Annotated in this window: 22 protein-coding genes and 2 rRNA genes; 22 read left to right on the top strand and 2 right to left on the bottom strand. The window is 45.0% G+C overall.

What is annotated here, in order from left to right:
- The first annotated feature begins 125 nt into the window (after nucleotides 1-125).
- The 7 genes from HFU86_RS15360 (at nucleotide 126) to megL (ending at nucleotide 8,385) form a co-directional block, all read left to right on the top strand.
- Nucleotides 126-3,031 (top strand): 23S ribosomal RNA (locus HFU86_RS15360).
- Nucleotides 3,032-3,173: 142 nt separating this feature from the next.
- Nucleotides 3,174-3,289, top strand: a 5S ribosomal RNA gene (rrf, locus tag HFU86_RS15355).
- A 611-nt stretch (nucleotides 3,290-3,900) separates the two neighbouring features.
- Nucleotides 3,901-4,692, top strand: coding sequence for an endonuclease/exonuclease/phosphatase family protein (locus tag HFU86_RS15350; RefSeq protein WP_187129611.1), 792 nt, complete (start codon nucleotides 3,901-3,903; stop codon nucleotides 4,690-4,692).
- Nucleotides 4,693-4,808: 116 nt separating this feature from the next.
- On the top strand, nucleotides 4,809-5,342 hold the full coding sequence (locus HFU86_RS15345; protein WP_243699010.1) for a DUF1287 domain-containing protein: 534 nt from the start codon (nucleotides 4,809-4,811) through the stop codon (nucleotides 5,340-5,342).
- Between the two features lie 243 nt (nucleotides 5,343-5,585).
- Complete coding sequence (locus HFU86_RS15340; RefSeq protein ID WP_187129610.1) at nucleotides 5,586-6,773, top strand: NAD(P)/FAD-dependent oxidoreductase; 1,188 nt, start codon at nucleotides 5,586-5,588, stop codon at nucleotides 6,771-6,773.
- A gap of 13 nt (nucleotides 6,774-6,786) precedes the next feature.
- A complete protein-coding gene (locus HFU86_RS15335; protein WP_154627625.1) occupies nucleotides 6,787-7,179 on the top strand; it encodes a hypothetical protein in 393 nt (130 codons plus the stop codon).
- 15 nt (nucleotides 7,180-7,194) lie between these two features.
- Nucleotides 7,195-8,385 carry a methionine gamma-lyase gene (gene megL / locus HFU86_RS15330; protein ID WP_187129609.1) on the top strand — a complete coding sequence of 397 codons (1,191 nt, stop codon included), beginning with the start codon at nucleotides 7,195-7,197 and terminating at the stop codon, nucleotides 8,383-8,385.
- Between the two features lie 102 nt (nucleotides 8,386-8,487).
- Here megL and HFU86_RS15325 read toward each other — a convergent pair whose 3' ends face one another.
- Nucleotides 8,488-9,855, bottom strand: a complete 1,368-nt coding sequence (locus HFU86_RS15325) for an amino acid permease (RefSeq protein WP_187129608.1) — start codon at nucleotides 9,853-9,855, stop codon at nucleotides 8,488-8,490.
- A gap of 177 nt (nucleotides 9,856-10,032) precedes the next feature.
- Here HFU86_RS15325 and queE point away from each other — a divergent pair, with 177 nt between their 5' ends.
- On the top strand, nucleotides 10,033-10,704 hold the full coding sequence (gene queE / locus HFU86_RS15320) for a 7-carboxy-7-deazaguanine synthase QueE (RefSeq protein WP_187129607.1): 672 nt from the start codon (nucleotides 10,033-10,035) through the stop codon (nucleotides 10,702-10,704).
- Nucleotides 10,705-10,757: 53 nt separating this feature from the next.
- Here the strand turns inward: queE and queD are convergent, their stop codons facing one another.
- Nucleotides 10,758-11,123, bottom strand: coding sequence for a 6-carboxytetrahydropterin synthase QueD (gene queD / locus HFU86_RS15315; protein ID WP_036955790.1), 366 nt, complete (start codon nucleotides 11,121-11,123; stop codon nucleotides 10,758-10,760).
- Between the two features lie 265 nt (nucleotides 11,124-11,388).
- Here queD and cysJ point away from each other — a divergent pair, with 265 nt between their 5' ends.
- From cysJ to nlpD, 14 genes are all read left to right on the top strand, one after another.
- Nucleotides 11,389-13,194, top strand: coding sequence for an NADPH-dependent assimilatory sulfite reductase flavoprotein subunit (cysJ, locus tag HFU86_RS15310; protein WP_187129606.1), 1,806 nt, complete (start codon nucleotides 11,389-11,391; stop codon nucleotides 13,192-13,194).
- Nucleotides 13,194-14,939 carry an assimilatory sulfite reductase (NADPH) hemoprotein subunit gene (cysI, locus tag HFU86_RS15305; protein ID WP_132496795.1) on the top strand — a complete coding sequence of 582 codons (1,746 nt, stop codon included), beginning with the start codon at nucleotides 13,194-13,196 and terminating at the stop codon, nucleotides 14,937-14,939. Before cysJ ends, cysI begins: the two co-directional genes overlap by 1 nt.
- Nucleotides 14,936-15,670, top strand: a complete 735-nt coding sequence (locus tag HFU86_RS15300; RefSeq protein ID WP_132496794.1) for a phosphoadenylyl-sulfate reductase — start codon at nucleotides 14,936-14,938, stop codon at nucleotides 15,668-15,670. Before cysI ends, HFU86_RS15300 begins: the two co-directional genes overlap by 4 nt.
- 303 nt (nucleotides 15,671-15,973) lie before the next feature.
- Nucleotides 15,974-17,386, top strand: coding sequence for a siroheme synthase CysG (gene cysG, locus HFU86_RS15295; protein ID WP_036955777.1), 1,413 nt, complete (start codon nucleotides 15,974-15,976; stop codon nucleotides 17,384-17,386).
- A 14-nt stretch (nucleotides 17,387-17,400) separates the two neighbouring features.
- Nucleotides 17,401-18,309, top strand: coding sequence for a sulfate adenylyltransferase subunit CysD (cysD, locus tag HFU86_RS15290; protein WP_036955774.1), 909 nt, complete (start codon nucleotides 17,401-17,403; stop codon nucleotides 18,307-18,309).
- A gap of 24 nt (nucleotides 18,310-18,333) precedes the next feature.
- Nucleotides 18,334-19,776: a sulfate adenylyltransferase subunit CysN gene (gene cysN / locus HFU86_RS15285; protein WP_187129605.1), complete on the top strand. Its 1,443-nt coding sequence runs from the start codon at nucleotides 18,334-18,336 to the stop codon at nucleotides 19,774-19,776.
- A gap of 4 nt (nucleotides 19,777-19,780) precedes the next feature.
- Entirely contained in the window at nucleotides 19,781-20,404 is a 624-nt protein-coding gene (gene cysC / locus HFU86_RS15280; protein WP_132496791.1) for an adenylyl-sulfate kinase, read from the top strand.
- 159 nt (nucleotides 20,405-20,563) lie between these two features.
- Nucleotides 20,564-20,860, top strand: a complete 297-nt coding sequence (ftsB, locus tag HFU86_RS15275) for a cell division protein FtsB (RefSeq protein WP_036955764.1) — start codon at nucleotides 20,564-20,566, stop codon at nucleotides 20,858-20,860.
- A 60-nt stretch (nucleotides 20,861-20,920) separates the two neighbouring features.
- Nucleotides 20,921-21,649 carry a 2-C-methyl-D-erythritol 4-phosphate cytidylyltransferase gene (gene ispD, locus HFU86_RS15270; protein WP_187129604.1) on the top strand — a complete coding sequence of 243 codons (729 nt, stop codon included), beginning with the start codon at nucleotides 20,921-20,923 and terminating at the stop codon, nucleotides 21,647-21,649.
- 9 nt (nucleotides 21,650-21,658) lie between these two features.
- On the top strand, nucleotides 21,659-22,171 hold the full coding sequence (ispF, locus tag HFU86_RS15265) for a 2-C-methyl-D-erythritol 2,4-cyclodiphosphate synthase (protein WP_108478380.1): 513 nt from the start codon (nucleotides 21,659-21,661) through the stop codon (nucleotides 22,169-22,171).
- Nucleotides 22,137-23,186 carry a tRNA pseudouridine(13) synthase TruD gene (gene truD, locus HFU86_RS15260; RefSeq protein ID WP_132496789.1) on the top strand — a complete coding sequence of 350 codons (1,050 nt, stop codon included), beginning with the start codon at nucleotides 22,137-22,139 and terminating at the stop codon, nucleotides 23,184-23,186. Before ispF ends, truD begins: the two co-directional genes overlap by 35 nt.
- Entirely contained in the window at nucleotides 23,164-23,925 is a 762-nt protein-coding gene (surE, locus tag HFU86_RS15255; RefSeq protein ID WP_132496788.1) for a 5'/3'-nucleotidase SurE, read from the top strand. The genes truD and surE overlap by 23 nt, the downstream gene beginning before the upstream one ends.
- On the top strand, nucleotides 23,922-24,548 hold the full coding sequence (locus HFU86_RS15250) for a protein-L-isoaspartate(D-aspartate) O-methyltransferase (RefSeq protein WP_036955749.1): 627 nt from the start codon (nucleotides 23,922-23,924) through the stop codon (nucleotides 24,546-24,548). The genes surE and HFU86_RS15250 overlap by 4 nt, the downstream gene beginning before the upstream one ends.
- Nucleotides 24,549-24,763: 215 nt before the next feature.
- On the top strand, nucleotides 24,764-25,828 hold the full coding sequence (gene nlpD / locus HFU86_RS15245; RefSeq protein WP_108478378.1) for a murein hydrolase activator NlpD: 1,065 nt from the start codon (nucleotides 24,764-24,766) through the stop codon (nucleotides 25,826-25,828).
- The last annotated feature ends 48 nt before the right edge of the window (nucleotides 25,829-25,876 follow it).

Here is a 25,876-nt window from a genome sequence, read left to right as displayed (position 1 = left end):
GCTGAAAATTGAAAACAACGCACATTGTTTATCGCTTAAACAATGTGAGAGTCTCTCAAAAATCTCAACGTGAATGTGTTCAATTGACCGTCGGGTCAGTTGGTAAAGACACCTTCGGGTTGTGAGGTTAAGCGACTAAGCGTACACGGTGGATGCCTAGGCAATCAGAGGCGATGAAGGACGTGCTAATCTGCGATAAGCGTCGGTAAGGTGATATGAACCGTTATAACCGACGATTTCCGAATGGGGAAACCCAGTGCAATTCGTTGCACTATCGTTTGATGAATACATAGTCAAACGAAGCGAACCGAGGGAACTGAAACATCTCAGTACCTCGAGGAAAAGAAATCAACCGAGATTCCCCTAGTAGCGGCGAGCGAACGGGGAGCAGCCCAGAGTCTTAATCAGCATTAGCATCAGGAGAACGGGCTGGAAAGGCCGGCAGTAAAGGGTGATAGCCCCGTATCCGAAGGTGTTAGTGTTGTGAACTCGACGAGTAGGGCGGGACACGTGTTATCCTGTCTGAATATGGGGGGACCATCCTCCAAGGCTAAATACTCCTGATTGACCGATAGTGAACCAGTACCGTGAGGGAAAGGCGAAAAGAACCCCGGCGAGGGGAGTGAAATAGAACCTGAAACCGTGTACGTACAAGCAGTGGGAGCACCTTTATGGTGTGACTGCGTACCTTTTGTATAATGGGTCAGCGACTTATATTCTGTAGCAAGGTTAACCGTATAGGGGAGCCGTAGGGAAACCGAGTCTTAACTGGGCGAATGAGTTGCAGGGTATAGACCCGAAACCCGGTGATCTAGCCATGGGCAGGTTGAAGGTTGGGTAACACTAACTGGAGGACCGAACCGACTAATGTTGAAAAATTAGCGGATGACTTGTGGCTGGGGGTGAAAGGCCAATCAAACCGGGAGATAGCTGGTTCTCCCCGAAAGCTATTTAGGTAGCGCCTCGTGAACTCATCTTCGGGGGTAGAGCACTGTTTCGACTAGGGGGTCATCCCGACTTACCAACTCGATGCAAACTACGAATACCGAAGAATGTTATCACGGGAGACACACGGCGGGTGCTAACGTTCGTCGTGAAGAGGGAAACAACCCAGACCGCCAGCTAAGGTCCCAAAGTCATAGTTAAGTGGGAAACGAAGTGGGAAGGCTCAGACAGCCAGGATGTTGGCTTAGAAGCAGCCATCATTTAAAGAAAGCGTAATAGCTCACTGGTCGAGTCGGCCTGCGCGGAAGATGTAACGGGGCTAAACTATGCACCGAAGCTGCGGCAGCGATATGTAAATATTGTTGGGTAGGGGAGCGTTCTGTAAGCCTGTGAAGGTGTGCTGTGAGGCATGCTGGAGGTATCAGAAGTGCGAATGCTGACATAAGTAACGATAATGCGGGTGAAAAACCCGCACGCCGGAAGACCAAGGGTTCCTGTCCAACGTTAATCGGGGCAGGGTGAGTCGACCCCTAAGGCGAGGCAGAAATGCGTAGTCGATGGGAAACGGGTTAATATTCCCGTACTGGTGATAATTGCGATGGGGGGACGGAGAAGGTTAGGCTGGCCGGGCGACGGTTGTCCCGGTTTAAGGATGTAGGCAGGTGAATTAGGCAAATCCGGTTCACTATATGCTGAGGTCTGATGACGAGTCACTACGGTGGCGAAGTAGCTTATACCCCGCTTCCAGGAAAAGCCTCTAAGCTCTAGATTATCATTAATCGTACCCCAAACCGACACAGGTGGTCAGGTAGAGAATACTCAGGCGCTTGAGAGAACTCGGGTGAAGGAACTAGGCAAAATGGTGCCGTAACTTCGGGAGAAGGCACGCTGGCATTAGGTGAAGTGGTTTACCCATGGAGTTGAAGCCAGTCGCAGATACCAGCTGGCTGCAACTGTTTATTAAAAACACAGCACTGTGCAAACACGAAAGTGGACGTATACGGTGTGACGCCTGCCCGGTGCTGGAAGGTTAATTGATGGGGTTATCCGTAAGGAGAAGCTCTTGATCGAAGCCCCAGTAAACGGCGGCCGTAACTATAACGGTCCTAAGGTAGCGAAATTCCTTGTCGGGTAAGTTCCGACCTGCACGAATGGCGTAATGATGGCCAGGCTGTCTCCACCCGAGACTCAGTGAAATTGAACTCGCTGTGAAGATGCAGTGTACCCGCGGCAAGACGGAAAGACCCCGTGAACCTTTACTATAGCTTGACACTGAACATTGAGCCTTGATGTGTAGGATAGGTGGGAGGCTTCGAAGCGTGGACGCCAGTCTGCGTGGAGCCAACCTTGAAATACCACCCTTTAATGTTTGATGTTCTAACGTAGCCCCATTATCTGGGGTGCGGACAGTGTCTGGTGGGTAGTTTGACTGGGGCGGTCTCCTCCCAAAGAGTAACGGAGGAGCACGAAGGTTGGCTAAGCATGGTCGGACATCATGCGGTTAGTGCAAAGGCATAAGCCAGCTTGACTGCGAGAGTGACGGCTCGAGCAGGTACGAAAGTAGGTCTTAGTGATCCGGTGGTTCTGTATGGAAGGGCCATCGCTCAACGGATAAAAGGTACTCCGGGGATAACAGGCTGATACCGCCCAAGAGTTCATATCGACGGCGGTGTTTGGCACCTCGATGTCGGCTCATCACATCCTGGGGCTGAAGTAGGTCCCAAGGGTACGGCTGTTCGCCGTTTAAAGTGGTACGCGAGCTGGGTTTAGAACGTCGTGAGACAGTTCGGTCCCTATCTGCCGTGGGCGTTGGAAGATTGAAAGGGGCTGCTCCTAGTACGAGAGGACCGGAGTGGACGCACCACTGGTGTTCGGGTTGTCATGCCAATGGCATTGCCCGGTAGCTAAGTGCGGAAGAGATAACCGCTGAAAGCATCTAAGCGGGAAACTTGCCTTGAGATGAGTCTTCCCTGACTCTTTAAGGGTCCTAAAGGAACGTTTAAGACTAAGACGTTGATAGGTTGGGTGTGTAAGCGTAGCGATACGTTGAGCTAACCAATACTAATGAACCGTGAGGCTTAACCTGACAACACCGAAGGTGTTTTTGGGATGAGAGATTGAGTTGATTTTCAAAGCAAGTGAGAAGCCGAAAGGTGAAGGACACACAGCTTGTTCAGGATTGAAGTTCTGGTTTAAGAAAAAACTTAGACGGGAATAAACAGAATTTGTCTGGCGGCAATAGCGCGGTGGTCCCACCTGACCCCATGCCGAACTCAGAAGTGAAACGCCGTAGCGCCGATGGTAGTGTGGGGTCTCCCCATGTGAGAGTAGGGAACTGCCAGACATTAAATTAGCCGAGAAGCCACCCATTGGGTGGCTTTTTTACGTTTGGGGGCCTAAAAAATAGGTGATAAAAGGCAAGGTAGTCATCCTTTGAAGCGCGATTATCGAAACAGCCCCCTTCAGATCTCACTAATTTCGTTGTTCTTACTCTCTGGATGCCTGTATTTAAAGGCCACTATGCAAAAACTACCACCCGAAAATCATTATTCAAGACAAAAGACCGAATATCGCTCTGGCTTCCCGCCTTATAAACGGAGCTTTCATTGTCAATAACCATTATCAGTAATGAAGTTATCCTACATATTGAGTGAAAATCGACCGTCATATGAGCCCTATCTACTTTATATCCTAACCAAACAGCAAAGAATACCTCCATTACACGCCCCTTTTTCCTTTGTTAAGCCGTTATCTAGCATATTTATCACGGTGAATGATAGAGAATTTGATGGAGATAGTCAGACTGACTTAGAAAGGTCGCAAAAAGGAATAATAAGTTCCGTAAGATTACCGGTAAGATATTTGATATACTGTACGTGAGTCAGTCAAACCAATGCCAAACTAGCATAGTTGGCAGCAATACTGTTGTTATCAATTTCGTAGGGAATCCGGTACGTGGCTAAAAGAACCTATTCTGTTCGGTACATTGCGGGCGAGCCTGCAAAACGTATTCAGCCTATGCCAATCCATATGCTGGGAGATTCTCTTCCTATAGGTCTTCCTCTGTTTCCTGCGGGCGAAACGCTGGACGTGGTTAGCTGGAATATTTATAAGCAGCAGCGACCCAATTGGAAATCTACGTTAGCAGAGCTCGTCAAAGAAAAGAAATTACTCTTGCTTCAAGAAGCTCAAATGTCCCCAGAGTTAGTTAATTTTGCGGCATCTCATCAACTCATTGCTGATCAAGTCCCTGCCTTACCTTTTTCTCCTCATCCATCAGGGGTAATGACTCTCGCGACAGCTCACCCTATTTATTGTTGTCCATTACGGGAAAAAGAGCCGCTATTACGTCTAGCTAAATCGGCTTTGATCACAGTTTATCCATTGCCTAATGGTAAGCATTTAATGGTCGCTAATGTACATGCAATCAACTTTAGTTTTGGGGTTGATGTATATACGAAGCAATTGAGCAAATTAGGTTCTCATATTAGCAAACATGTCGGTCCCGTTATTCTCGCGGGGGACTTTAATGCATGGAGCCGTCAGCGAGTAAATGCATTGAAGCGCTTTATTCGTTCAGTTGGCTTGAAGGAAGTTCTCTACAATTCAGATTTACGGACAAAAGCGTTTGGTCGTCCATTAGACTTTATGTTTTACCGCGGCTTAAAACTGAAGGAAAGCCACGTATTACAGACTGATGCGTCAGATCATAATCCTATCATTACCCAATTTAAATTAACTAAGTAATACCTTTTTAAGATTATCCCACCTTATTTATCCCTGTAATTATTGTAGATTTTATTCTCTATTTTATGGGGATTCATACCTTGAAACGATTACTATCTATCGCTTTACTATTTTGCATGCCCTATGCATTAGGAAAAAGTAACCCTGAGTTGGCAAAACAAGCCGAACAATTACCTCGCCTTGTTGTTTATGATTCATCTTATCGCCAGATAGATTACCCTAATGGGGATGTTCCCAGCCATTATGGTGTCTGTTCTGATGTTGTGATCCGCAGTTATCGTAAGTTGGGTATTGATCTTCAAAAACAGCTTCATGAAGATATTAAAAAAAACTTTAGCCAATATCCAAGTCAAAAAATGTGGGGGCTTCGTAAGCCTGATACCAATATTGATCATCGGCGAGTACCTAACTTAGAAACCTTTTTTGCACGAAAAGGTACTGTTAAACCTATTACGTTAAAAGGGGAGGATTATTTACCCGGTGATATCGTTTCATGGCGTTTAGATAACGGCCGTCCACATATAGGAATTGTGACATCCATCAAAGCGTCGAATAGTCGATATTACTTAGTGATGCACAATATTGGATATGGACAAGTTGCTGAGGATGTCTTGTTTAAATGGAAGATAGTTGGACATTATTCATATTAGTGTTTTTCTTTCAATGAGCTGCAATGAAATTTAATTTTATCACTTATGAATGCTTCACTTTTCTTTTACCAGAGAAAGCGTTTTAATATCTCAAAGTGATTAGTTTTTTTTGTTGATTCTCGAATTATATGCAATTTATTGTATTGGTTGTTATTGGCATTAAACTATATTTATTAAGTGTAAAGCACGGCGATGAGCAGGTTTTATTTATCGGGCTGTTTTATTTCTTAAGGATTTTAAATCATGAAAAATATAGTTATTGTGGGTGGTGGTACTGGCGGTACCATGTTAGCTAATATTTTGGCTAGAAAACTTAATAAAGACATTTTTTCTCAAAAGATAAAATTAACGTTAATAACAGATAATCCGATACATTATTATAAACCTGCATTTATGTATGTGGCTTTTAATATGTTCTTTAAAGAAGAACTAAGCCGACCTGAGCGTGAATTATTAAGACCAGAAATTGAATTAGTCATTGATAAAGTTGACTCATTTGATTTTAAAAATAAAGAATTACACTCAAGAAATAATAAAAAATATCACTATGATTATTTAGTTGTTGCTACAGGGTGTATCCCTAGACCTGAGCGTATTGAAGGATTAAAGGAAATGGGTAACCATTTTTATGCCTATGATGCCTCGCGTAAATTAGCCGATCAATTATCTAAGATTGAAAAAGGTCGTATTTTTATTACCGTTTCATTTCCTGAAACACCAAACGTTCCCCATCAGTGTGGTATAGCGCCGATGGAAACAACACTCATGATTGATGAGTTTTTACGTAAACGTCGAGTTAGAGATAATATTGAAATTGTTTATACTTATCCTACAGTTGCACAATTACTGCGCAATTGTTTATTCATGCAACAGCCGGTTTGCGAAGTCATTCCTGAAGTGTTTGTTTCTCGAAATATTAAAGCTCAAAGAGGGTTTACTTTAAATAAAGTCGACCCAGATAAGAAATTAGCTTATTCCAAAGAAGGTGATGAGCAGCCTTTCGATTTATTAATTAGCACTCCTCCTATTACTGCAGTAGAGGCGGTCGTAAATACTGGATTAAGTGAACACAATAATGGAGAAGGATGGTTACCGACTGATCATGAAACTATGCAAGTTTATGGTATTGAAGGCGTTTATGTTATTGGTGACACAGTTGACTTACCAATTAGTAAAGCGGGTGGTAGCTGCCACAACCAAGCAGCAATTATCGCTGATAATATTTGTGGCGAGTTAATTTATGGCTACCCAGCGGCTATTTATGATGGTCGAGTACAGGCTGTTGCTCAAATGGGATTAACGGCGGGTATGCCTTTGCAATATGATTACAAGCATGATGTTATTCCGACTCCGCCAACGAAACTCGGTGGATTACTAAGAAATGGCTTCAATAGAGGTATTTATTGGGCAGCAATCCGTGGCTTAGTTTAATAAGGATTTAAAAATGTCGAATAATGAAAGTCAAAGCAAACTGGTTGAACTATTAAGTTCAGAATCCGGTAATCATCTTGCTGAAAAATTAGCGCCGTTATTACATTTAAATCGCTTAGACAATATTGTGGATCTGCTTTCACTAGTGTCTGACCTTGTCGATATATTAGATAACAGTACTGTAGAACGATTATCAAATTCTTTTGAAGATACTTTAGTGCCTGTATGGGAATTAGGTACTGCCTACAATATGGCAAAAATGGAAGGAATACATGATAGTAAAAATCCTAACTTTCGCTCAGTGTATGGATTATTAAAAGATCCAAATACATTGCGTGGAATTACGACGCTTTTGCGAACGATGCAAATTGTCGGTTCTCGATTATCTCAATCCCAAGGAGGGTAATTTTTCGGAGGTGGTATGAGTTTAGATATAAAACGTTCTTTCGAAACACGGGCAATTCATAGTCACTATAATGCACAAGATCATTTAGGTTCATTGGCATCGCCAATTTATCAAACATCGACTTATGTATTTAAAAGTGTCGAAGAGGGCGCAGCCTGTTTTAGTGGTGAAAAAGATGGCTATATTTATACCCGAATTAATAACCCAACATTAAATCTATTGGAAAATAGAATTGCCTCTCTTGAAGAGGGAGAGGCGGCAATTGTGTTCTCGTCAGGTATGGGCGCAATCACTGCCACATTTTGGACATTATTAAATCCGGGTGATGAACTGTTAGTGGACTTAACGGTTTATGGCTGTACTTATGCCTTTTTTCATCATGGGTTGGCTCGATTTGGTGTGAAAATTAAGCACATTGATATGAGTGATCCAGATAGTGTCGCTCAAGCCATCACGGAAAAAACGCGCATGATATTCTTTGAGTCACCCGCTAACCCGAACATGCGTTTGGTGGATATTGCTGCGGTGAGTGAGATCGCTCATCGACATAATATCTTAGTGGCAGTCGATAACACCTATTGCACGCCGTATATTCAAACACCACTGACATTGGGGGCGGATATTGTGCTGCACTCGTTGACCAAGTACATGAATGGTCATGGGGATGCTATGGGGGGAGCGGTAGCCACAACGGCAGAGTACGCAAAACTAATTCGATTAGTGGGGTTGAAGGATATGACGGGGGCATGCTTATCTCCTCATGACGCTAACCTGATTATTCGAGGAATGAAAACCTTGTCTGTTCGTATGGATAGGATAGTCCAGAGTACACAGAAAATTGCTGAATATTTAGAAGTGAGCCCAAAAGTCGCTACCATTATGTACCCGGGGTTGCCGAGTTTTGAGCAGTACCAGTTAGCCCAAAAGCAGATGAAATTAGCCGGAGGCATGATTGCATTTGAGCTAAAAGGGGGGCTGGAAGCTGGCAAGAGGTTCTTAAACCACTTAGCACTGTTCTCTAGAGCGGTGAGTTTAGGGGATTGTGAGTCGTTAGCGCAGCATCCTGCCAGTATGACTCATTCGACCTATACACCGGAAGAAAGGCTGCAATATGGCATTAGTGATGGGCTGATTCGACTATCTATTGGTTTAGAAAATGTCGATGAGTTAATTGCAGATATTGAACAGGCGCTTGCGTCAGCGTGATGTAGTAGAACTAACGGTTCCATAAAATCAAAAATCATTAAAAAAACAGCCCTAGATCTGTTCGATGTAGGGCTGTTTTATTGATCTCTTAATGAAAAGGGATCAACGTTTTTGGTAATAACGCATCGCAAAGAAAGTGATACTGAGTAAAGCCACCCACACAAAGCCTACGATCAGCGCCACTTGCGTATCTTTAAAGAAGCCTAATAAAGCGATAACAAACACCATAAATGCGATGGTGATTGCTGGACCTACAGGCCAGAACGGTACAGGGAATTTCAGTTTTTTGATTTCTTCTTGGCTCATCTTGCGGCGCATTGCCACTTGTGACAGTAAAATCATTAACCAGACCCACACCGTTGCGAAGGTCGCAATTGACGCGATGATCACAAAGATTTTTTCTGGTAACAGGTAGTTCAGATAAACCCCTAATAACATCACAATGGACATCACCAGCACTGTCACCCATGGCACACCGCTTTTGGTCAGTTTAGTAAAGACTTTCGGTGCTTGCCCATCTTGAGCCATACCATACATCATGCGACCTGCGCCAAAAATATCACTGTTGATAGCTGAGATTGCTGCGGTGATCACTACGATATTCAGGATATTGGCTGCAGATTGAATGCCTAAACTATCGAAGATTTGGACAAACGGGCTACCGTTTTGACCGATTTGGTTCCATGGATAGATACACATCAGGATAAACAGCGTTAATCCATAGAATAATAGAATACGGATAGGCACCGCATTGATAGCTTTTGGAATGGTTTTTTCAGGATTTTGCGCTTCACTTGCCGTAATACCAATCACCTCAATCCCACCAAAAGCAAACATGACTATTGCGAGAGAGGCAATCACCCCTTCAATGCCATTTGGCATAAAGCCGCCATGCTCCCATAAGTTTTGGATGCCCACTTCATGGCTCGTTTCTTGGCCAAAACCGTAGATCATCAAGAAGGCACCACCGACTATCATGGCAATAATGGCGCTGACTTTAATAATCGATAGCCAGAATTCCATTTCACCGAAAATCTTAACGTGGCAAAGATTGAGGGCGCTAATAAATAGTACGATACTCAATACCCATACCCATTGGTCGACATGCGGGAACCAGAAGCCCATGTACATCCCGAAGGCCGTAATATCGGCTAAACAGACAACCAGCATTTCAAATACGTAGTTCCAGCCTGTTAAAAAACCCGCTAGAGGACCCATATAATGGCTTGCGTAGTGAGAGAATGAACCAGGAACTGGATGATGGACCGCCATTTCGCCGAGGGCACGCATCACCATAAATACAGCGGCACCACCTAACATGTAGGCAAGTAACACCGCAGGACCTGCTGCCTGAATCGCAGACGCAGAACCGTAGAATAGCCCAGTACCAATCGCTGACCCTAAGGCCATAAAGCGAATGTGCCGGACACTCAGCCCCTTTCTGAGTTGATTTTGTTCACTACTTTGCATGTCTTTTCCTGTCATTGACTTTATTTCGAAATATTGTACCGAATATTGTTTCGGTTTCGTTGTTTGAGTTGACGTACTTTCCTGAACGCAGGGTGACTACATTATCACAAAGTGCATTGCCCGCGAGATAGATATCTGCAATATAATATGCGCCAAATGGAATCTTCTAGGAGCAATATGAAATACCCAATTAATGAAATCTTCCAAACTTTACAGGGGGAAGGTGTTTTTACTGGCGTCCCTGCTGTTTTTATTCGTTTGCAAGGCTGTCCAGTTGGCTGTAGTTGGTGCGATACCAAACAGACCTGGGACAAAGAGCCCGCGAAGGAATCCACATTGGGTGATATTGCATTAAAAACACAAGACAGTGATTTATGGGCAATGTCCGATGCCGAAAGCTTAATCCAACTGATGCAACAAAACGGCTATACCGCAAAACACATTGTGATAACGGGTGGAGAGCCGTGCATTTATGATTTAACGAACTTAACGCAATCCCTTGAAGCGAATGGGTTTCAATGCCAGATTGAAACCAGCGGCACTTACCCAATCATCTGCACTGAAAATACCTGGGTCACTGTCTCGCCGAAAGTGGGTATGAAAGGTGGATTGCAAGTACTCGAACAGGCGATTAATCGTGCCAATGAAATCAAGCATCCTGTAGCGCGTGAAAAGGATATTGAAGCCCTTGATCAGCTATTATCTTTGCGAACTCAAGGGGAGCCACCGATTGTGGCGCTTCAGCCTATTAGCCAAAAAGTGTCAGCGACGAAGCTATGTATTGATACCTGCATCCAACGCAACTGGCGGCTATCCATTCAAACCCATAAATATTTAAATATTCAGTAATCATTATGTCTTTGAGCTGTAGGTGATAACTTACAGCTCAGCACCTATTTGACTTAGGCTTCTCCGCGATACACACAGCCTGCATTGCAGGTTTCTTTAACCGTAATGGCGCTTAATAGTGGTAACAGTGGCTTGGTTTGCTGCCAAATCCAGCGAGCAAGTACTTCACTGGTTGGGTTTTCTAACCCTTCAATCTCATTTAAATAGTGATGGTCTAGACGCTCATAGATAGGTTTAAAGGCGCTTTTCACATCAGCAAAATCCATGATCCATCCCGTATGCGCATCAATTTCACCCGTGATTTCTAAGCGCACCATGAAAGAGTGCCCATGCAGGCGACCACATTTATGCCCCTCGGGTACATGAGGAAGGCGGTGGGCTGCTTCAAAGTGAAAATCTTTGTAGATGGTTGTGCTCATAAATTTCTCCTTACTAATGTTTAGTAGCGTATTCTACTGTTATTTTTACTCAAAATGTCGTTATTTATCGATTTCTGGCTAATCTTTTTATTCGATATTCATCATCGAATATTTTCTTTAGGATTTTTAGCTATTAGTTATGGCTATAGTTTCTTATCTTCCTAGTTATGGCTGTTATAACCTTTATCTTCATTTGGGATAGAGAATGGCATATATAACGTTTTATTGACTATTCAATGATGGATCACGTTGGAGTGACAAAATAATGCAAAACAAGCAACCTCCATTATCAGCATTACCGATTTCGACGGAGCAATTAGGGCGCTTACAAACCGCAGTGGGGGATTATTCATCCCATCAACTGGCTTGGTTATCTGGCTATTTGTGGGGAATGGTGAATCAAAACAGTGCGCAAAGTGAATCTATTCCTGCAAGCAATGCGCCTCAAGAAACCGTGACCATTATTTCAGCCTCCCAAACGGGTAATGCGCGTCGTTTAGCTGAGCAGCTTCGAGAAAAGCTACTGAGTGAGAAAATCAGTGCCAATTTAGTCAATGCTGGCGATTACAAGTTTAAGCAGATCAACCAAGAAAAAGTGGTGATCGTTGTGGCATCCACCCAAGGTGAAGGGGAGCCAGCCGAAGAGGCAGTAGCATTACATAAATATTTGAACTCGAAGAAAGCCCCCGATCTCTCAGCCACCCATTATGCGGTTTTTGCACTTGGCGATTCTTCTTATGAGCATTTTTGCCAAGCAGGAAAAGATTTCGATAGCCAGTTTGCGAAACTCGGGGCGAGTGCGTTGCTTCCTCGGGTCGATGCGGATGTTGAATATCAAACATTGGCAGACGAGTGGGTAAGCTCTTTGACGCAGATTTTAAAAGCGCGAGTACCTGCTCAGTCAGATAGCCAGCTCATCAATACTCAATCTGGCAGTGTGAATCAGCTCGATTCTTCCCCATACACCAAAACGGCGCCATTAACCGCCTCGCTATTGAGTAACCAAAAGATCACGGGGCGCGGATCGGACAAAGATGTGCGTCATATTGAAATTGACTTGGGGAATTCTGGTTTACGCTATCAGCCGGGAGATGCACTAGGCGTGTGGTTTGATAATGACCCTGCGTTAGTGGATGAGCTGATTAGCCTGTTATGGCTACAAGGGGATGAAGACGTATTTATTGGTCAACAGCGCCATTCGCTGCGTGATGCGTTAACTTACCAACTGGAACTTACCCAAAATACCCATTTGATCGTCGAAAAATACGCTCAGTTATCCAAAGACGATAGCTTATTAGGCTTGATCAGCGATAAGCCCGCCATTATGCAGTACGCACAGACTACGCCTATCGTTGATATGGTACGCCAAGCGGCAGCTCAACCAAGTGCGCAAGAGTTTGTGGATTTACTGCGACCATTAACGCCACGCTTGTATTCCATTTCTTCTTCACAGGCAGAAGCGACGGATGAAGTCCATGCTACCGTCGGGGTTGTGCGCTATGAGATTGATGGACGCCCAAGAACAGGCGGTGCTTCCGGTTTCTTAGCGGATCGTCTCAATGAAGGCGACGAACTGCGGGTGTTTATTGAACATAATGATAATTTCCGCCTACCCGCAGACTCAAATACGCCCGTGATTATGATTGGCCCGGGAACGGGTATTGCCCCATTCCGCGCTTTCTTACAACAACGTGATAACGACGGTAGCGAAGGTAAAAACTGGCTGTTTTTCGGCAATCCGCACTTTGTTGACGATTTCTTATATCAAGTCGAATGGCAGCGTTATGTCAAAGACGGTTTGCTGACCCATATTTCATTAGCGTGGTCGCGGGATCAGGCTGAAAAAGTGTATGTGCAAGACAAATTGCGCGAACAAGGTAGCGAAGTGTGGGACTGGATCCAACAAGGCGCACATATTTATGTGTGTGGGGATGCAAATCGCATGGCGAAAGATGTGGAACAAGCATTATTGGATGTCATCAGCGAGCACGGGCACATGGATGAAGAGCAAGCGGATGACTTTTTAAGTGAGCTGCGTGTGATGCGCCGTTATCAGAGGGACGTTTATTAATGAGCAATGAACATCAAAAAGCTGCACCTCAGCCGGCCTTAGTGGTTGAAGGAAAGCTCGCTGACAGCGAGCGGATGAAGCAGCAAAGTAACTATTTACGAGGCACTATCAAAGACGATCTCAAAAACGGCTTAACAGGCGGTTTTGACGGAGACAACTTCTTGCTGATCCGTTTTCACGGCATGTATCAGCAGGATGACAGAGACATTCGCGCAGAGCGAGCAGAGCAGAAGCTAGAACCGCGTCATGCCATGATGCTGCGTTGCCGCTTACCGGGGGGCATTATTACCCCGAAACAGTGGCTCGATATTGATAAATTTGCTTCTGAGCACACGCTGTATGGCAGTATTCGCATCACCAACCGTCAAACATTCCAGTTTCACGGTATTCTGAAAGGGGATGTGAAGCCGGCACACCAAATGCTCAGCCATGTTGGGCTGGATGCGTTAGCTACCGCCAATGACGTTAACCGTAACGTACTGTGTACGTCTAACCCTGTGCAGTCTGAATTGCATCAGCAAGCCTATGAATGGGCGAAAAAAATCTCTGAGCATTTACTACCTCGCACCAGTGCATATGCTGAAATTTGGTTGGATAAAGAAAAGATTGTGACCACCGATGAAGAGCCGATTTTAGGGCAAACCTATCTTCCTCGGAAATTTAAAACCACGGTGGTGATCCCGCCATTGAATGATGTGGATCTTCATGCCAATGATATGAACTTTGTGGCGATTGCTGAAAAAGGGCAATTGATTGGTTTCAACGTGCTGGTGGGCGGCGGTTTAGCGATGACCCACGGCGATACCAACACGTTCCCACGTCTTGCCAGTGAATTTGGTTTTATTCCCTTAGATAAAACCTTGGCAATTGCTGAAGCGATTGTCACTACGCAGCGTGATTGGGGAAACCGGACTGATCGTAAAAATGCCAAAACCAAATACACCCTTGAGCGAGTTGGGATTGAGGTGTTTAAAGCGGAAGTGGAAAAACGAGCTGGCGTGCAGTTTGACGCTATTCGTCCTTACCAATTTACGGAGCGTGGCGACCAAATTGGTTGGTTAAAAGGCATTGATAACCGCTGGCATTTAACCTTATTTGTGGAGAATGGGCGCTTAATCGACTTAGCGGATAAACCGTTAAAAACCGGCGTCGCCGAGATCGCTAAAATCCATAAAGGGGACTTTCGCCTGACAGCCAATCAGAACTTAATTGTGGCGGGGATTGAGGAAGAAGACAAAGCGGCAATAGAGAAAATTGCTATTGAGCACGGTTTGATGAGCAATGAAGTGACGCGTCAGCGTGAAAACTCGATGGCGTGTGTCTCTTTCCCAACCTGTCCGCTAGCGATGGCAGAAGCGGAGCGCTTTTTGCCGGAGTTCGTCACGCAAGTTGAAAACATCATGGCGGCGCATCACGTGGCAGATGAGCATATTGTTTTACGTGTAACAGGCTGCCCAAATGGTTGTGGTCGCGCGATGCTGGCGGAAGTGGGATTGGTGGGTAAAGCCCTCGATCGTTATAACCTACATTTAGGCGGAAATCGCATCGGTACGCGTATCCCTAGAATGTATAAGGAAAATATCAGCAGCGCAGAGATTTTAGCCATCATGGATGAGCTGATTGGTCGCTGGGCGGCTGAACGTCAACCGAATGAAGGTTTTGGTGATTACCTGATCCGCGCTAACGTCGTGAAGCCGGTACTCAACTCAGCTATCGACTTTTACGAGGTCAAGGAGGCGGTATGAGCCGACTTCAATTAGCGCAAGTTCAGCCGTTAGATAAACAGGCTCAAGTTGCTTATTTAGCGGAATTCAACGCGAAACTTGAAGAAATGACTGCGCTAGCTCGCGTTGAATGGGCGGTTGAACATCTTCCTGCTGAATTCGTGTTGTCATCAAGCTTTGGCATCCAAGGTGCTTTGGCGCTGCACTTAGTCACGCAAGTGGTCCCCAATATTCCTGTGATTTTAACGGATACGGGTTATCTGTTTCCTGAAACCTACCAGTTTATTGAGCAGTTAACGGAACGGTTAAACTTAAACTTGAAAGTGTATCGAGCGGAAACCAGCCCAGCTTGGCAAGAAGCCATTCATGGGCAATTGTGGACTCAAGGGATTGAAGGAATTGAGCGTTATAACCAATTAAACAAAGTGGAGCCTATGACGCGGGCGCTGCATGAATTGGAGGCGCAAAGCTGGTTTTCAGGATTAAGACGAGAACAATCGGCGAGCCGAGCGGCGTTACCCGTGCTGAGTATTGGGCGCGGGATTTTTAAAATTCTGCCAGTGATTGATTGGAATAATAAAGAGGTTTATCAGTATCTGACCAAACATAATTTACCCTACCATCCATTATGGGAAAAAGGGTATTTATCGGTGGGAGATACTCATACCAGTCGTCCATGGGAACCCGGGATGAGTGAAGAGCAAACTCGTTTCTTTGGTTTAAAGCGTGAATGCGGGCTACATGAAAATTAATGCTTTTTTAAAAAACTAAAGATTTCGTTTAAATAATTAATTACTTACATTACTAATAAGTAGAAAGTTAATTTATTTGTGTAATAACAAAGGGATGCCTTTATCTAAAATAAGGGTGTCCCTTTATTTTTTATTTAAGTCAAATCGCGGAAGATAGGCTTAATTTACTGGGTTTTTCCCACTTTATTTAGCTTATGCCTTTCTGTTCCTATTCATGCTTTTTTGTCATTTCAAAGTGACCAATTCACGCCATATAGTCAATTTCATTGCTCTTATAATTAAAATGTTGGATGGAAGCGATTTATGGATTACCTACCCTTATTTGTGAGTGTGCGAGAAAGACAAGTTGTCTTGATTGGCGGCGGTGTGGTCGCCGCACGTAAAGCCGAATTATTATTGAAAGCCCATGCCTCGCTGGTGGTGATTTCCCCTGAACTTTGCGAAAGCTTGCAGTTGGCTTATCAACAAAAACAATTGCACTGGGTACAGCAACCTTATCAAGCTTATCACCTTGATGATGCTTACTTGGTGATTGCTGCCACGGATGACCAAGCGCTCAATGAGAAAGTTTTTCATGATGCGCAGCAGCGCCATATTTTTGTCAATGTGGTGGATGACCAGCCCCTCTGTTCCTTTATTGTTCCCTCGATTATCGACCGTTCTCCCATTATGGTGGCGATTTCATCGGGTGGCACCGCGCCTGTGTTAGCAAAATTATTACGGGAAAAACTGGAAACCTTGCTGCCAACATCGTTGGGAAAAATGGCGGAGATTGCAGGGCGCTGGCGTGAGCGCGTAAAACAGAATTTGACCAAGCTCAGTGAGCGTAAACGTTTTTGGGAATTGAGTTTTAGCGGGCGCTTTGCCTCTTTGGTGGAAAGCGGGCAGCTGGATGATGCAGAAAAGCAGCTGGAGCAACAGCTAGCGAAGCCGGATAACCAAGGGGAGTTAACCTTAGTGGGAGCAGGACCGGGTGATGCGGGACTGTTAACACTTAAAGGCTTGAGAGTTCTGCAAAATGCGGATGTGGTGCTGTATGACCATCTGGTGAGCACGGAAATCCTTGATCTTGTTCGCCGTGATGCAGACAAAGTCTGTGTGGGTAAGCGAGCAGGAAATCATAGCGTTTCCCAAGAGGAAACTAATCAATTGATCGTCAACTATGCCCAGCAAGGCAAAAAGGTAGTGCGCTTAAAAGGCGGGGATCCGTTTATTTTTGGTCGTGGTGGCGAAGAGTTGCAAGTTGCTGCCGAGGCCAACATTCCTTTTCAAGTTGTACCCGGTATCACCGCCGCTATTGGTGCGGCGGCTTATGCGGGGATCCCGCTGACCCACAGAGAACACGCTCAGAGTATTACCTTTATTACCGGACATTGCCGACAAGAAGGAGCAGAGTTGGACTGGCAAGCATTAGCTCGCGGTCACCAAACACTGGCTATCTACATGGGCACTGTGACAGCCGCCAATATTCGCCAGCAGCTTATTCAATATGGACGTCATCGAGATACCCCCGTAGCTGTGATTGGTTGTGGAACTCGGCAAAATCAAAAAGTGATTGTGGGAGCGTTGCATGAATTGGAGTCATTGGCTCAGCAAGCGCCAGCGCCTGCATTAATTGTCATTGGTGAAGTGGCGGCATTACATCAACAGCTGGCGTGGTTTGGTCAGCAACCAGAAACCATCCAATGGCGCTCAGCCGTGCTGGAATTGGCTTAATCGAGGAGTAAATCGTGAACGAAAAAAAATTAACCCACTTACAGCAATTAGAAGCGGAAAGTATTCATATTATTCGTGAAGTGGCGGCGGAATTTGCTAACCCTGTGATGCTCTATTCCATTGGTAAAGACTCATCCGTGATGCTGCATTTGGCTCGAAAAGCATTTTACCCTGGGACGATCCCTTTCCCTTTGCTGCATGTGGATACCGGATGGAAATTTCGTGAAATGTACCAGTTCCGTGATGAGACGGCGAAAAAATACGGTTTTGAATTATTGATCCACCGAAATCCTGAAGGGGAGCGTCTCGGTATCAATCCGTTTGTTCATGGTAGCGCTAAGCATACAGATATCATGAAAACCGAGGGTTTAAAGCAGGCGCTAGATAAATATGGCTTTGATGCTGCGTTTGGTGGTGCTAGGCGTGATGAAGAAAAATCACGCGCAAAAGAACGAATTTACTCATTCCGTGACCGCTCGCATCGCTGGGATCCGAAGAACCAACGGCCGGAGCTTTGGCATAATTACAACGGGCAAATTAATAAAGGGGAAAGTATCCGCGTCTTCCCATTATCCAATTGGACTGAGCTGGATATTTGGCAATATATCTACTTAGAAAACATCGATATTGTCCCACTCTATTTTGCGGATGAACGTCCTGTGATTGAGCGTGATGGCACCTTAATCATGGTGGATGATGGGCGTATAGAGCTAAAAGCGGGAGAGGTCATCGCCAAGAAAAAAGTACGTTTTCGGACATTAGGCTGCTGGCCATTGACGGGGGCTGTGCCGTCGAATGCCAGCACACTACCTGAAATTATCGAAGAGATGTTGCTATCCACCACCAGTGAACGCCAAGGGCGTTTGATTGATAGTGACCAATCCGCCTCTATGGAGCTGAAAAAGCGCCAAGGCTATTTTTAATCAATCGGTGAGGAGAGCAACATCATGGCTGAATTAGCGTATAACGACGCAATGGCGCATCAAATTCAACAGCAAGGTGGCGTAGAAGCTTACTTGCAGGCTCAGCAACATAAGGGATTATTGCGATTTCTTACCTGTGGCAATGTGGATGATGGGAAAAGTACCTTGATTGGACGCTTGCTGCATGACACTCAACAAATCTACCAAGATCAATTGTCAGTTTTACAAAGCGACAGTAAGCGGATAGGAACTCAAGGCGAGAAATTGGATCTGGCATTGCTGGTGGATGGATTAGCGGCTGAACGCGAGCAGGGGATCACCATCGATGTGGCATATCGCTATTTTTCGACGGAAAAACGCAAGTTTATCATCGCGGATACCCCGGGACATGAACAATATACTCGCAATATGGCGACAGGTGCATCAACGTGCTCACTCTCTATTCTGCTGATCGATGCTCGAAAAGGCATTCAAGAGCAAACGCGACGTCACAGTTTTATTAGTACGCTCTTGGGGATCCGCCATTTGATCGTCGCGGTGAATAAGATGGATCTGGTGGATTATAGTCAGTCCGTGTTTGATAAAATCCAGCAAGATTACCAGCAATTTGCGCAGCAACTTCCGGTAGATTTAAACGTCTGGTTTGTGCCAATTTCTGCACTGGATGGGGATAATATCGTATCGCCAAGCGAGAATTTGCCATGGTATCAAGGGGAAACGTTATTGTCGTTACTGGAAACGGTGCAAGTCACTCAGACGGCCGCTGACCAGCCATTGCGTTTTCCTGTGCAATATGTGAATCGTCCAAACTTAGATTTTCGTGGCTACAGTGGCACCGTGTCATCGGGGATTGTACAGGTAGGGCAAAGAGTGAAAGTGCTGCCTTCGGGAAGCGTTTCAACCATCAAAGAGATTGTGACATTTTCCGGTAATCCGCCTTCAGCCATTGCGGGTGAGGCGATTACGATAGTACTAAACGATGAGATTGATATCAGTCGCGGCGATTTAATTGTCGCTGAAAATGAGGAGCTGCTTGCGAGTCAGCATGCATTAGTGGATGTGGTGTGGATGTCAGAACAGCCGCTGGTGCAAGGTCAACAAGTGGATATTAAAGTGGCAGGCAAGCGAAGCCGAGGAAAAGTTGAAAACATTCAGTATCAAGTGGATGTGAATAACTTAACTCAGAAAGTGGCCACTGAACTGCCATTGAACGGCATAGGTTTGGTGGAGTTTTCATTCGATGAACCGTTACTACTGGAAAATTACCAAAATAATGGGGATACCGGTGGGATGATTTTGATTGATAGGCTAACAAACGTGACGGTGGGGGCAGGGCTAGTTCGAGAAGCGCAGCCAGAAGAAACGGTACACCGTGGTGAGTTTAGCCAATTCGAAATTGAACTGAACCAACTGATCCGCCGCCACTTCCCGCACTGGGGTGCCCGGGATGTGTTAGGTGGGAAGTAACGTTATGGATACATTGGAAAATGGTCTGTCGGAGAATATTGTTTGGCATTCCCATAATGTGACTCGGCAATGGCGAGAGCAGCGCAATGGTCACAAAGGCGCAGTGCTGTGGTTGACGGGCTTATCGGGGTCAGGAAAGTCCACGTTGGCGGGGGCGATAGAGACACAATTGGCGAATTTGGGGATCAAAACCTATCTTCTAGATGGAGATAATGTTCGCCATGGATTATGTCGTGACCTTGGGTTTAGTGATGCGGATCGGCAGGAAAATATTCGACGAATTGGCGAAGTTGCAAAGTTAATGGTGGATGCGGGGCTGATTGTGGCGACGGCGTTTATTTCTCCCTATCAAGAAGATAGACAGCGAGTTCGCGAATTGTTTGAACCTGATCAGTTCTATGAGTTGTATGTGGATACGCCCATTGAGGTTTGTGAAAAGCGAGATCCCAAAGGGTTATATCAGCAAGCGCGAGCAGGGAAAATATCTCATTTCACGGGGATTGATTCGCCTTATCAACCACCACAAAATCCAGAACTGCACCTTGATGGCCTGCGTCCTATTCATGACTCTTTAGCGCAGGTGATTCAACTGCTGCAACAGCGAAATATCATTTCTATAGCAAATTGATTTTACATAAATATCATCCTTTTCTACATTTATAGGGAATTGGGTGATATTTAATCTCTTCTAGCGCGAACAATTCTGACTTTTTTAGACAATATTTGCATCGCAGTAGCGTCATGCGCTTAGTTATGGGATGATTAGCAAATCATTTCAGGGGGCAAGATGGGTAAATTAACGCTACTATTAATTGCGATATTAGCTTGGTTACAATATTCCTTATGGTTAGGCAAAAATGGCATCCATGACTATGTCAAAGTCAAGGATGATGTTGCTGCGCAGGAAATTGTGAATACGCGTTTAAAACAGCGTAATGAGCAGCTATTTGCAGAAATCAATGACTTGAATGATGGTCAGGATGCAATTGAAGAACGCGCACGTAGCGAGCTAGGTATGTTAAAACCTGGGGAATCATTCTATCGAATGGTCAAAGAGCGTAATAATCCACCGTCATCTCAATAATCATCGTGTAGGGTCGACCACACCCAAGAGCCTGATAATTTCTGATGTAAGATTCGAATCATGATAAATCTAAGAACATCCAGCGCAGCACCGATTGTTGCGCTGATCCCCGCTGCGGGAGTGGGCAGCCGTATGAATGCGGATTGCCCAAAGCAATATTTGTCGATCGCAGGGAAAACCATTATTGAACACACCATTGATGCCTTATTGCGCAGTGGAGACGTACAAAAAATTGTGGTTGCATTAAGCGCTGAAGATGATTATTTCCATCACCTCGATATTGCCAAAGATCCTCGCGTTGTCACGGTTATCGGGGGGAAAGAGCGTGCAAATTCAGTATTATCAGGATTAAACTATCTGGTTTCGCAACCTGAGTATGATGATGCTTGGGTATTGGTGCATGATGCGGCACGTCCGTGTCTGCATTTAGATGATTTAAATACTATCGTTCAGTTAGCCACTCAGAATGATTGTTGTGGGGGCATACTGGCGGCTCCAGTTCGGGATACGATGAAACGGGGCGTGGAGGGAACGCAAAGTATTTCCCATACTGTTGAGCGAGAAGCGCTCTGGCATGCCTTAACACCGCAGTTTTTCCCATTAGTATTACTACGTGACTGTTTAGATAAAGCATTGAAAGAAAATGCAGTAATCACGGATGAGGCTTCCGCACTTGAGCATTGCGGTTATCAACCGATATTAGTATCGGGGCGAGCTGATAACCTTAAGGTGACGCGACCAGAGGACTTGGCGCTGGCGGAATTTTATCTTTCAAGAATGAAATCATAAGGAAAAAAAATGAGAATCGGACACGGTTTTGATGTGCATAAGTTTGGTGGTGAAGGCCCTATCGTTATTGGTGGCGTTCGCATTCCTTACGAACAAGGTCTTATCGCACATTCGGATGGTGATGTGGTTTTACACGCGCTGACAGACGCCATTTTAGGTGCTGCGGCACTCGGGGATATCGGAAAATTATTCCCAGATACCGACCCGGCATATAAAGGCGCAGATAGCCGAGTATTACTCAGAGAAGCCTTTTGCCAAGTACGTAAAAAAGGTTATTTGATTGGCAATATCGACGTCACTATCATGGCACAAGCGCCCAAAATGTTGCCGCATATCCCACAAATGCGCGTGAATATTGCCGAAGATCTCGAATGCCACATGGACGACGTCAATGTGAAAGCAACCACCACAGAACAATTGGGTTTTGTGGGGCGAAAAGAAGGGATTGCTTGCGCCGCTGTGGTTTTACTTATCAAAGATAATAGTAATGAAAGTTATGAATGTTCAGTACCTGCATGGTAAACCCCTCTCTTCAGGGACACTAAAAAGTATTCCTGAAGATTTCGTGGTGAAAGAAGATTTAGGTTTTGAGCTTGATGGCGAAGGCGAGCACGTTATGGTTCGCGTCGAAAAAACAGGCTGCAATACATTATTTGTTGCGGAGCAACTGGCAAAATTTGCTAAAATCTCAGCCAGAGCAGTCAGTTATGCGGGATTAAAAGATAGACATGCAGTGACGGAGCAGTGGTTCTGTCTGCAAATGCCAGGTAAAGACACGCCCGATTTTTCGGCTTGGCAGCTTGAAGGGTGCCGTGTATTAGCGGTCACCCGCCAGAAACGCAAATTACGTATTGGTTCCCTAAAAGGGAATCAATTCGAAGTGACATTGCGGGATATTACGGACACCGATGATGTAGAACAACGCCTACAAAAAGTGGCTGATTTAGGTGTTCCGAACTATTTTGGCGAACAACGTTTTGGTCGAGATGGACAAAACTTGGTTCAAGCTCGCCGCTGGGCAAATCAAGAAATTACAGTACGTGAACGAAATAAACGCAGTTTTTATCTCTCTGCCGCGCGAAGTGCTATGTTTAATGATATCGCCAGTGCGCGAATTGCAAATCAGACACAGCAACACGCAATGTTGGGGGATGCACTGCAATTAACCGGACGTGGTAGCTGGTTTGTGGCGACGGCAGAAGAGTTAGACTCTCTGCAAGCGCGTTTACAATCTGCTGAGCTAAGTGTGACAGCGCCGCTTCCTGGGGATGGTGATTTAGGCACCCAAGATGATGCCCTTGCTTTCGAGACTCACTGTCTACAAGATTATCAGCCATTTATGGCACTAATGAAAAGTGAGCGAGTGTCTCCAGCGAGACGAGCTGTACTGGTTAAGCCGCAAAATCTGCAATGGCAGTGGCTAGACTCGTCAACCGTGAAGCTGTGCTTTTTCCTAAATTCAGGCAGTTTTGCCACGAGTGTAGTACGCGAAATTATTAATCAGGATTGTGTGGATGCTGAATATATTATTGAGTAACGATGATGGGGTGACTGCGCCGGGGATTCAAACTTTGGCGGCGGCATTACGTCAACATTATCATGTGCAGGTGATTGCACCCGATCGCAACCGTAGTGGTGCTTCAAACGCACTAACGTTGGATAGACCATTAAAAATCCAAACATTAAGTAATGGTGACCTTGCTGTTCAAGAAGGTACACCGACGGATTGTGTGTATATCGGGGTGAATAAAGTTGTGCGTCCTCGCCCTGATATTGTGGTCTCTGGAATTAACTGTGGTCCAAATCTTGGGGACGATGTGATTTATTCTGGTACCGTTGCAGCGGCGACAGAAGGGCGTCACTTAGGTTTGCCTTCTATTGCGGTTTCATTGGATGGCGATGTGCATTATGAAACGGCGGCCAAGGTAACGTGCGATATCCTCACTATGCTGCAAAAAAATCCATTACGTGCGGGAAATATCTTGAATATCAATGTGCCAGATATTCCTTATGGTGAGCTAAAAGGGATTAAAGTCACCCGCTGTGGCAGCCGTCATGCGGCATCTGAAGTTTATAATTTGGAAGATCCTCGCGGTAATATGCTGTATTGGTTAGGGCCGGTTGGGGAAATTCGTGATGCAGGTCCGGGCACGGATTTTGAAGCCGTACAAAATGGCTATGTTTCAATAACGCCATTACAAGTGGATTTAACGTCTTATAAAACTCAGTCAGTATTAGAAGAGTGGCTAGATAAGTCAGGAGTGAAGGCAAAATGAAAATCGGGCTCATGAAAGAACTGCTGGCACAGTTGCGCCAACAGGGAATTCACGATGAGCGCCTATTAGACGCGCTCGCGCTAGTTCCTCGCGAACGGTTTGTTGACGAAGCGCTCTCTCATCAAGCCTACGATAATATCCCATTACCAATTGGTCATGGGCAGACCATTTCACAGCCGTATATTGTGGCAAAAATGACCGCCTTATTGGCGGTTAAACCGACGGATCATGTGCTGGAAATTGGCACGGGGTCTGGGTATCAGACGGCGGTTTTGGCTCATCTTTGTGAGCATGTGTATTCAGTCGAAAGAGTCAAAAGCTTACAGTGGACGGCAAAACGTCGCTTCAAGTTATTAGATTTACACAATATTTCTACTCGCCACGGTGATGGCTGGGAAGGCTGGCAATCAAAAGGTCCTTTTGATGGGATCATTGTCACTGCCGCACCTAGCGAAATTCCGTCATTGTTACTTAAGCAGTTAAAAGATGGAGGGCGCCTAGTGCTCCCTGTCGGTGACAAAGATCAGGCTCTGAAATTAATTACCCGTCGCGGTAATGACTATCACACCAATGTGATTGAAAAAGTACGTTTTGTCCCTCTTGTTGCCGGTGATTTGAGCTAATAGCCCTTTAAGTTATTTGGAATTAATGGGTTATTTGGCTCAAACTGTTAAGTGATAATCTCAATTTGTTATACTTTTGATACATTTAACTTGTCCATTATTTTATATTTCTGCTTTAATAAGCGAAATATTTTAAGATACTAATATTCAATAAGCATTAATTGCATTCTAACCCTTTAGTATCAGGTCAGATTTTTCTTCACGGGAGAAGAAATATGAAAATTGTTAGCCCAATAAACAGAATTCGATGGGCGGTTATCTTTTCATTTAGCGGTGCTTTATTAGCAGGATGCTCAACGCCTTATCATCCCGCAGCACCGATTTCGAGTGTGAATGATGGAGGTTCATCTAGCCAACAATCCGCACCAAGAACGGTGCCGAATCCTCCGTCCAATACTGGAATGAGTACGGCGATGCCTTCAGACAGACCTAATTTGTCGTCTAATAGTTCGATGGGTAATAATACCTCTAGACCTGTTTCAACCAGCAGCGATGGACGTATTGTTTATAATCGAGACTACGGCCGCATTTCTAAAGGCAGTTATAACGGCAACACCTACACCGTTCAGCGCGGCGATACTCTGTTTTATATCGCCTATATAACGGGTAATGATTTCCGTGAGTTAGCATCGAAAAACAATATTTCTGAACCATACAGCTTGGATGTAGGTCAGGTGATAAATATTGGTAATACAAATGTGAGCTCGATCACACAAACGGCGTCAAATAGTCAACAGCGCCCGGTTGATATTCAACCAACTAATGGGTATCCTGAAAATAGTAGCGGGCAGAATTCAGGTAAGATGTTGCCGAATAACAAGAAACCAGCCTCAACGGTTTCAACGACAACAGCGAGCCCAACCACTACGACTGCAACAGCAACAACAGGAAGTAGCACCAACAATTCGTCAATTAAATGGCGTTGGCCTGCTGATGGGAAGATGATTGAAGGCTTCTCTGATGCGCAAGGTGGAAACAAAGGTGTTGATATTGCTGGTTCTCGCGGTCAATCTGTTATTGCAGCTGCTCCTGGTAAAGTCGTCTATGCTGGCAATGCACTGCGCGGATATGGAAATCTCATAATAATAAAACATAACGATGACTACTTAAGTGCCTACGCACATAACGATACGTTACTTGTGCGTGACCAACAGGATGTTGCTGAAGGTCAGAAGATAGCCACTATGGGTAGCACCGGAACAAGTTCTGTTCGTTTGCATTTTGAAATTCGTTATAAGGGAAAATCAGTAAACCCGTTGCGTTATTTACCGCAGCGATAAACTGGGCGGAGTGACACATTCCGTCCTCATTATCTTGGGTCGGAGTCA

It is taken from the genome of Providencia sp. JUb39 (assembly GCF_012272845.1).
Taxonomy (GTDB): domain Bacteria; phylum Pseudomonadota; class Gammaproteobacteria; order Enterobacterales; family Enterobacteriaceae; genus Providencia; species Providencia lanzhouensis.
Note: the sequence above shows the minus strand (reverse complement) of the source record. Positions and strands in the feature narration are given on the sequence as shown.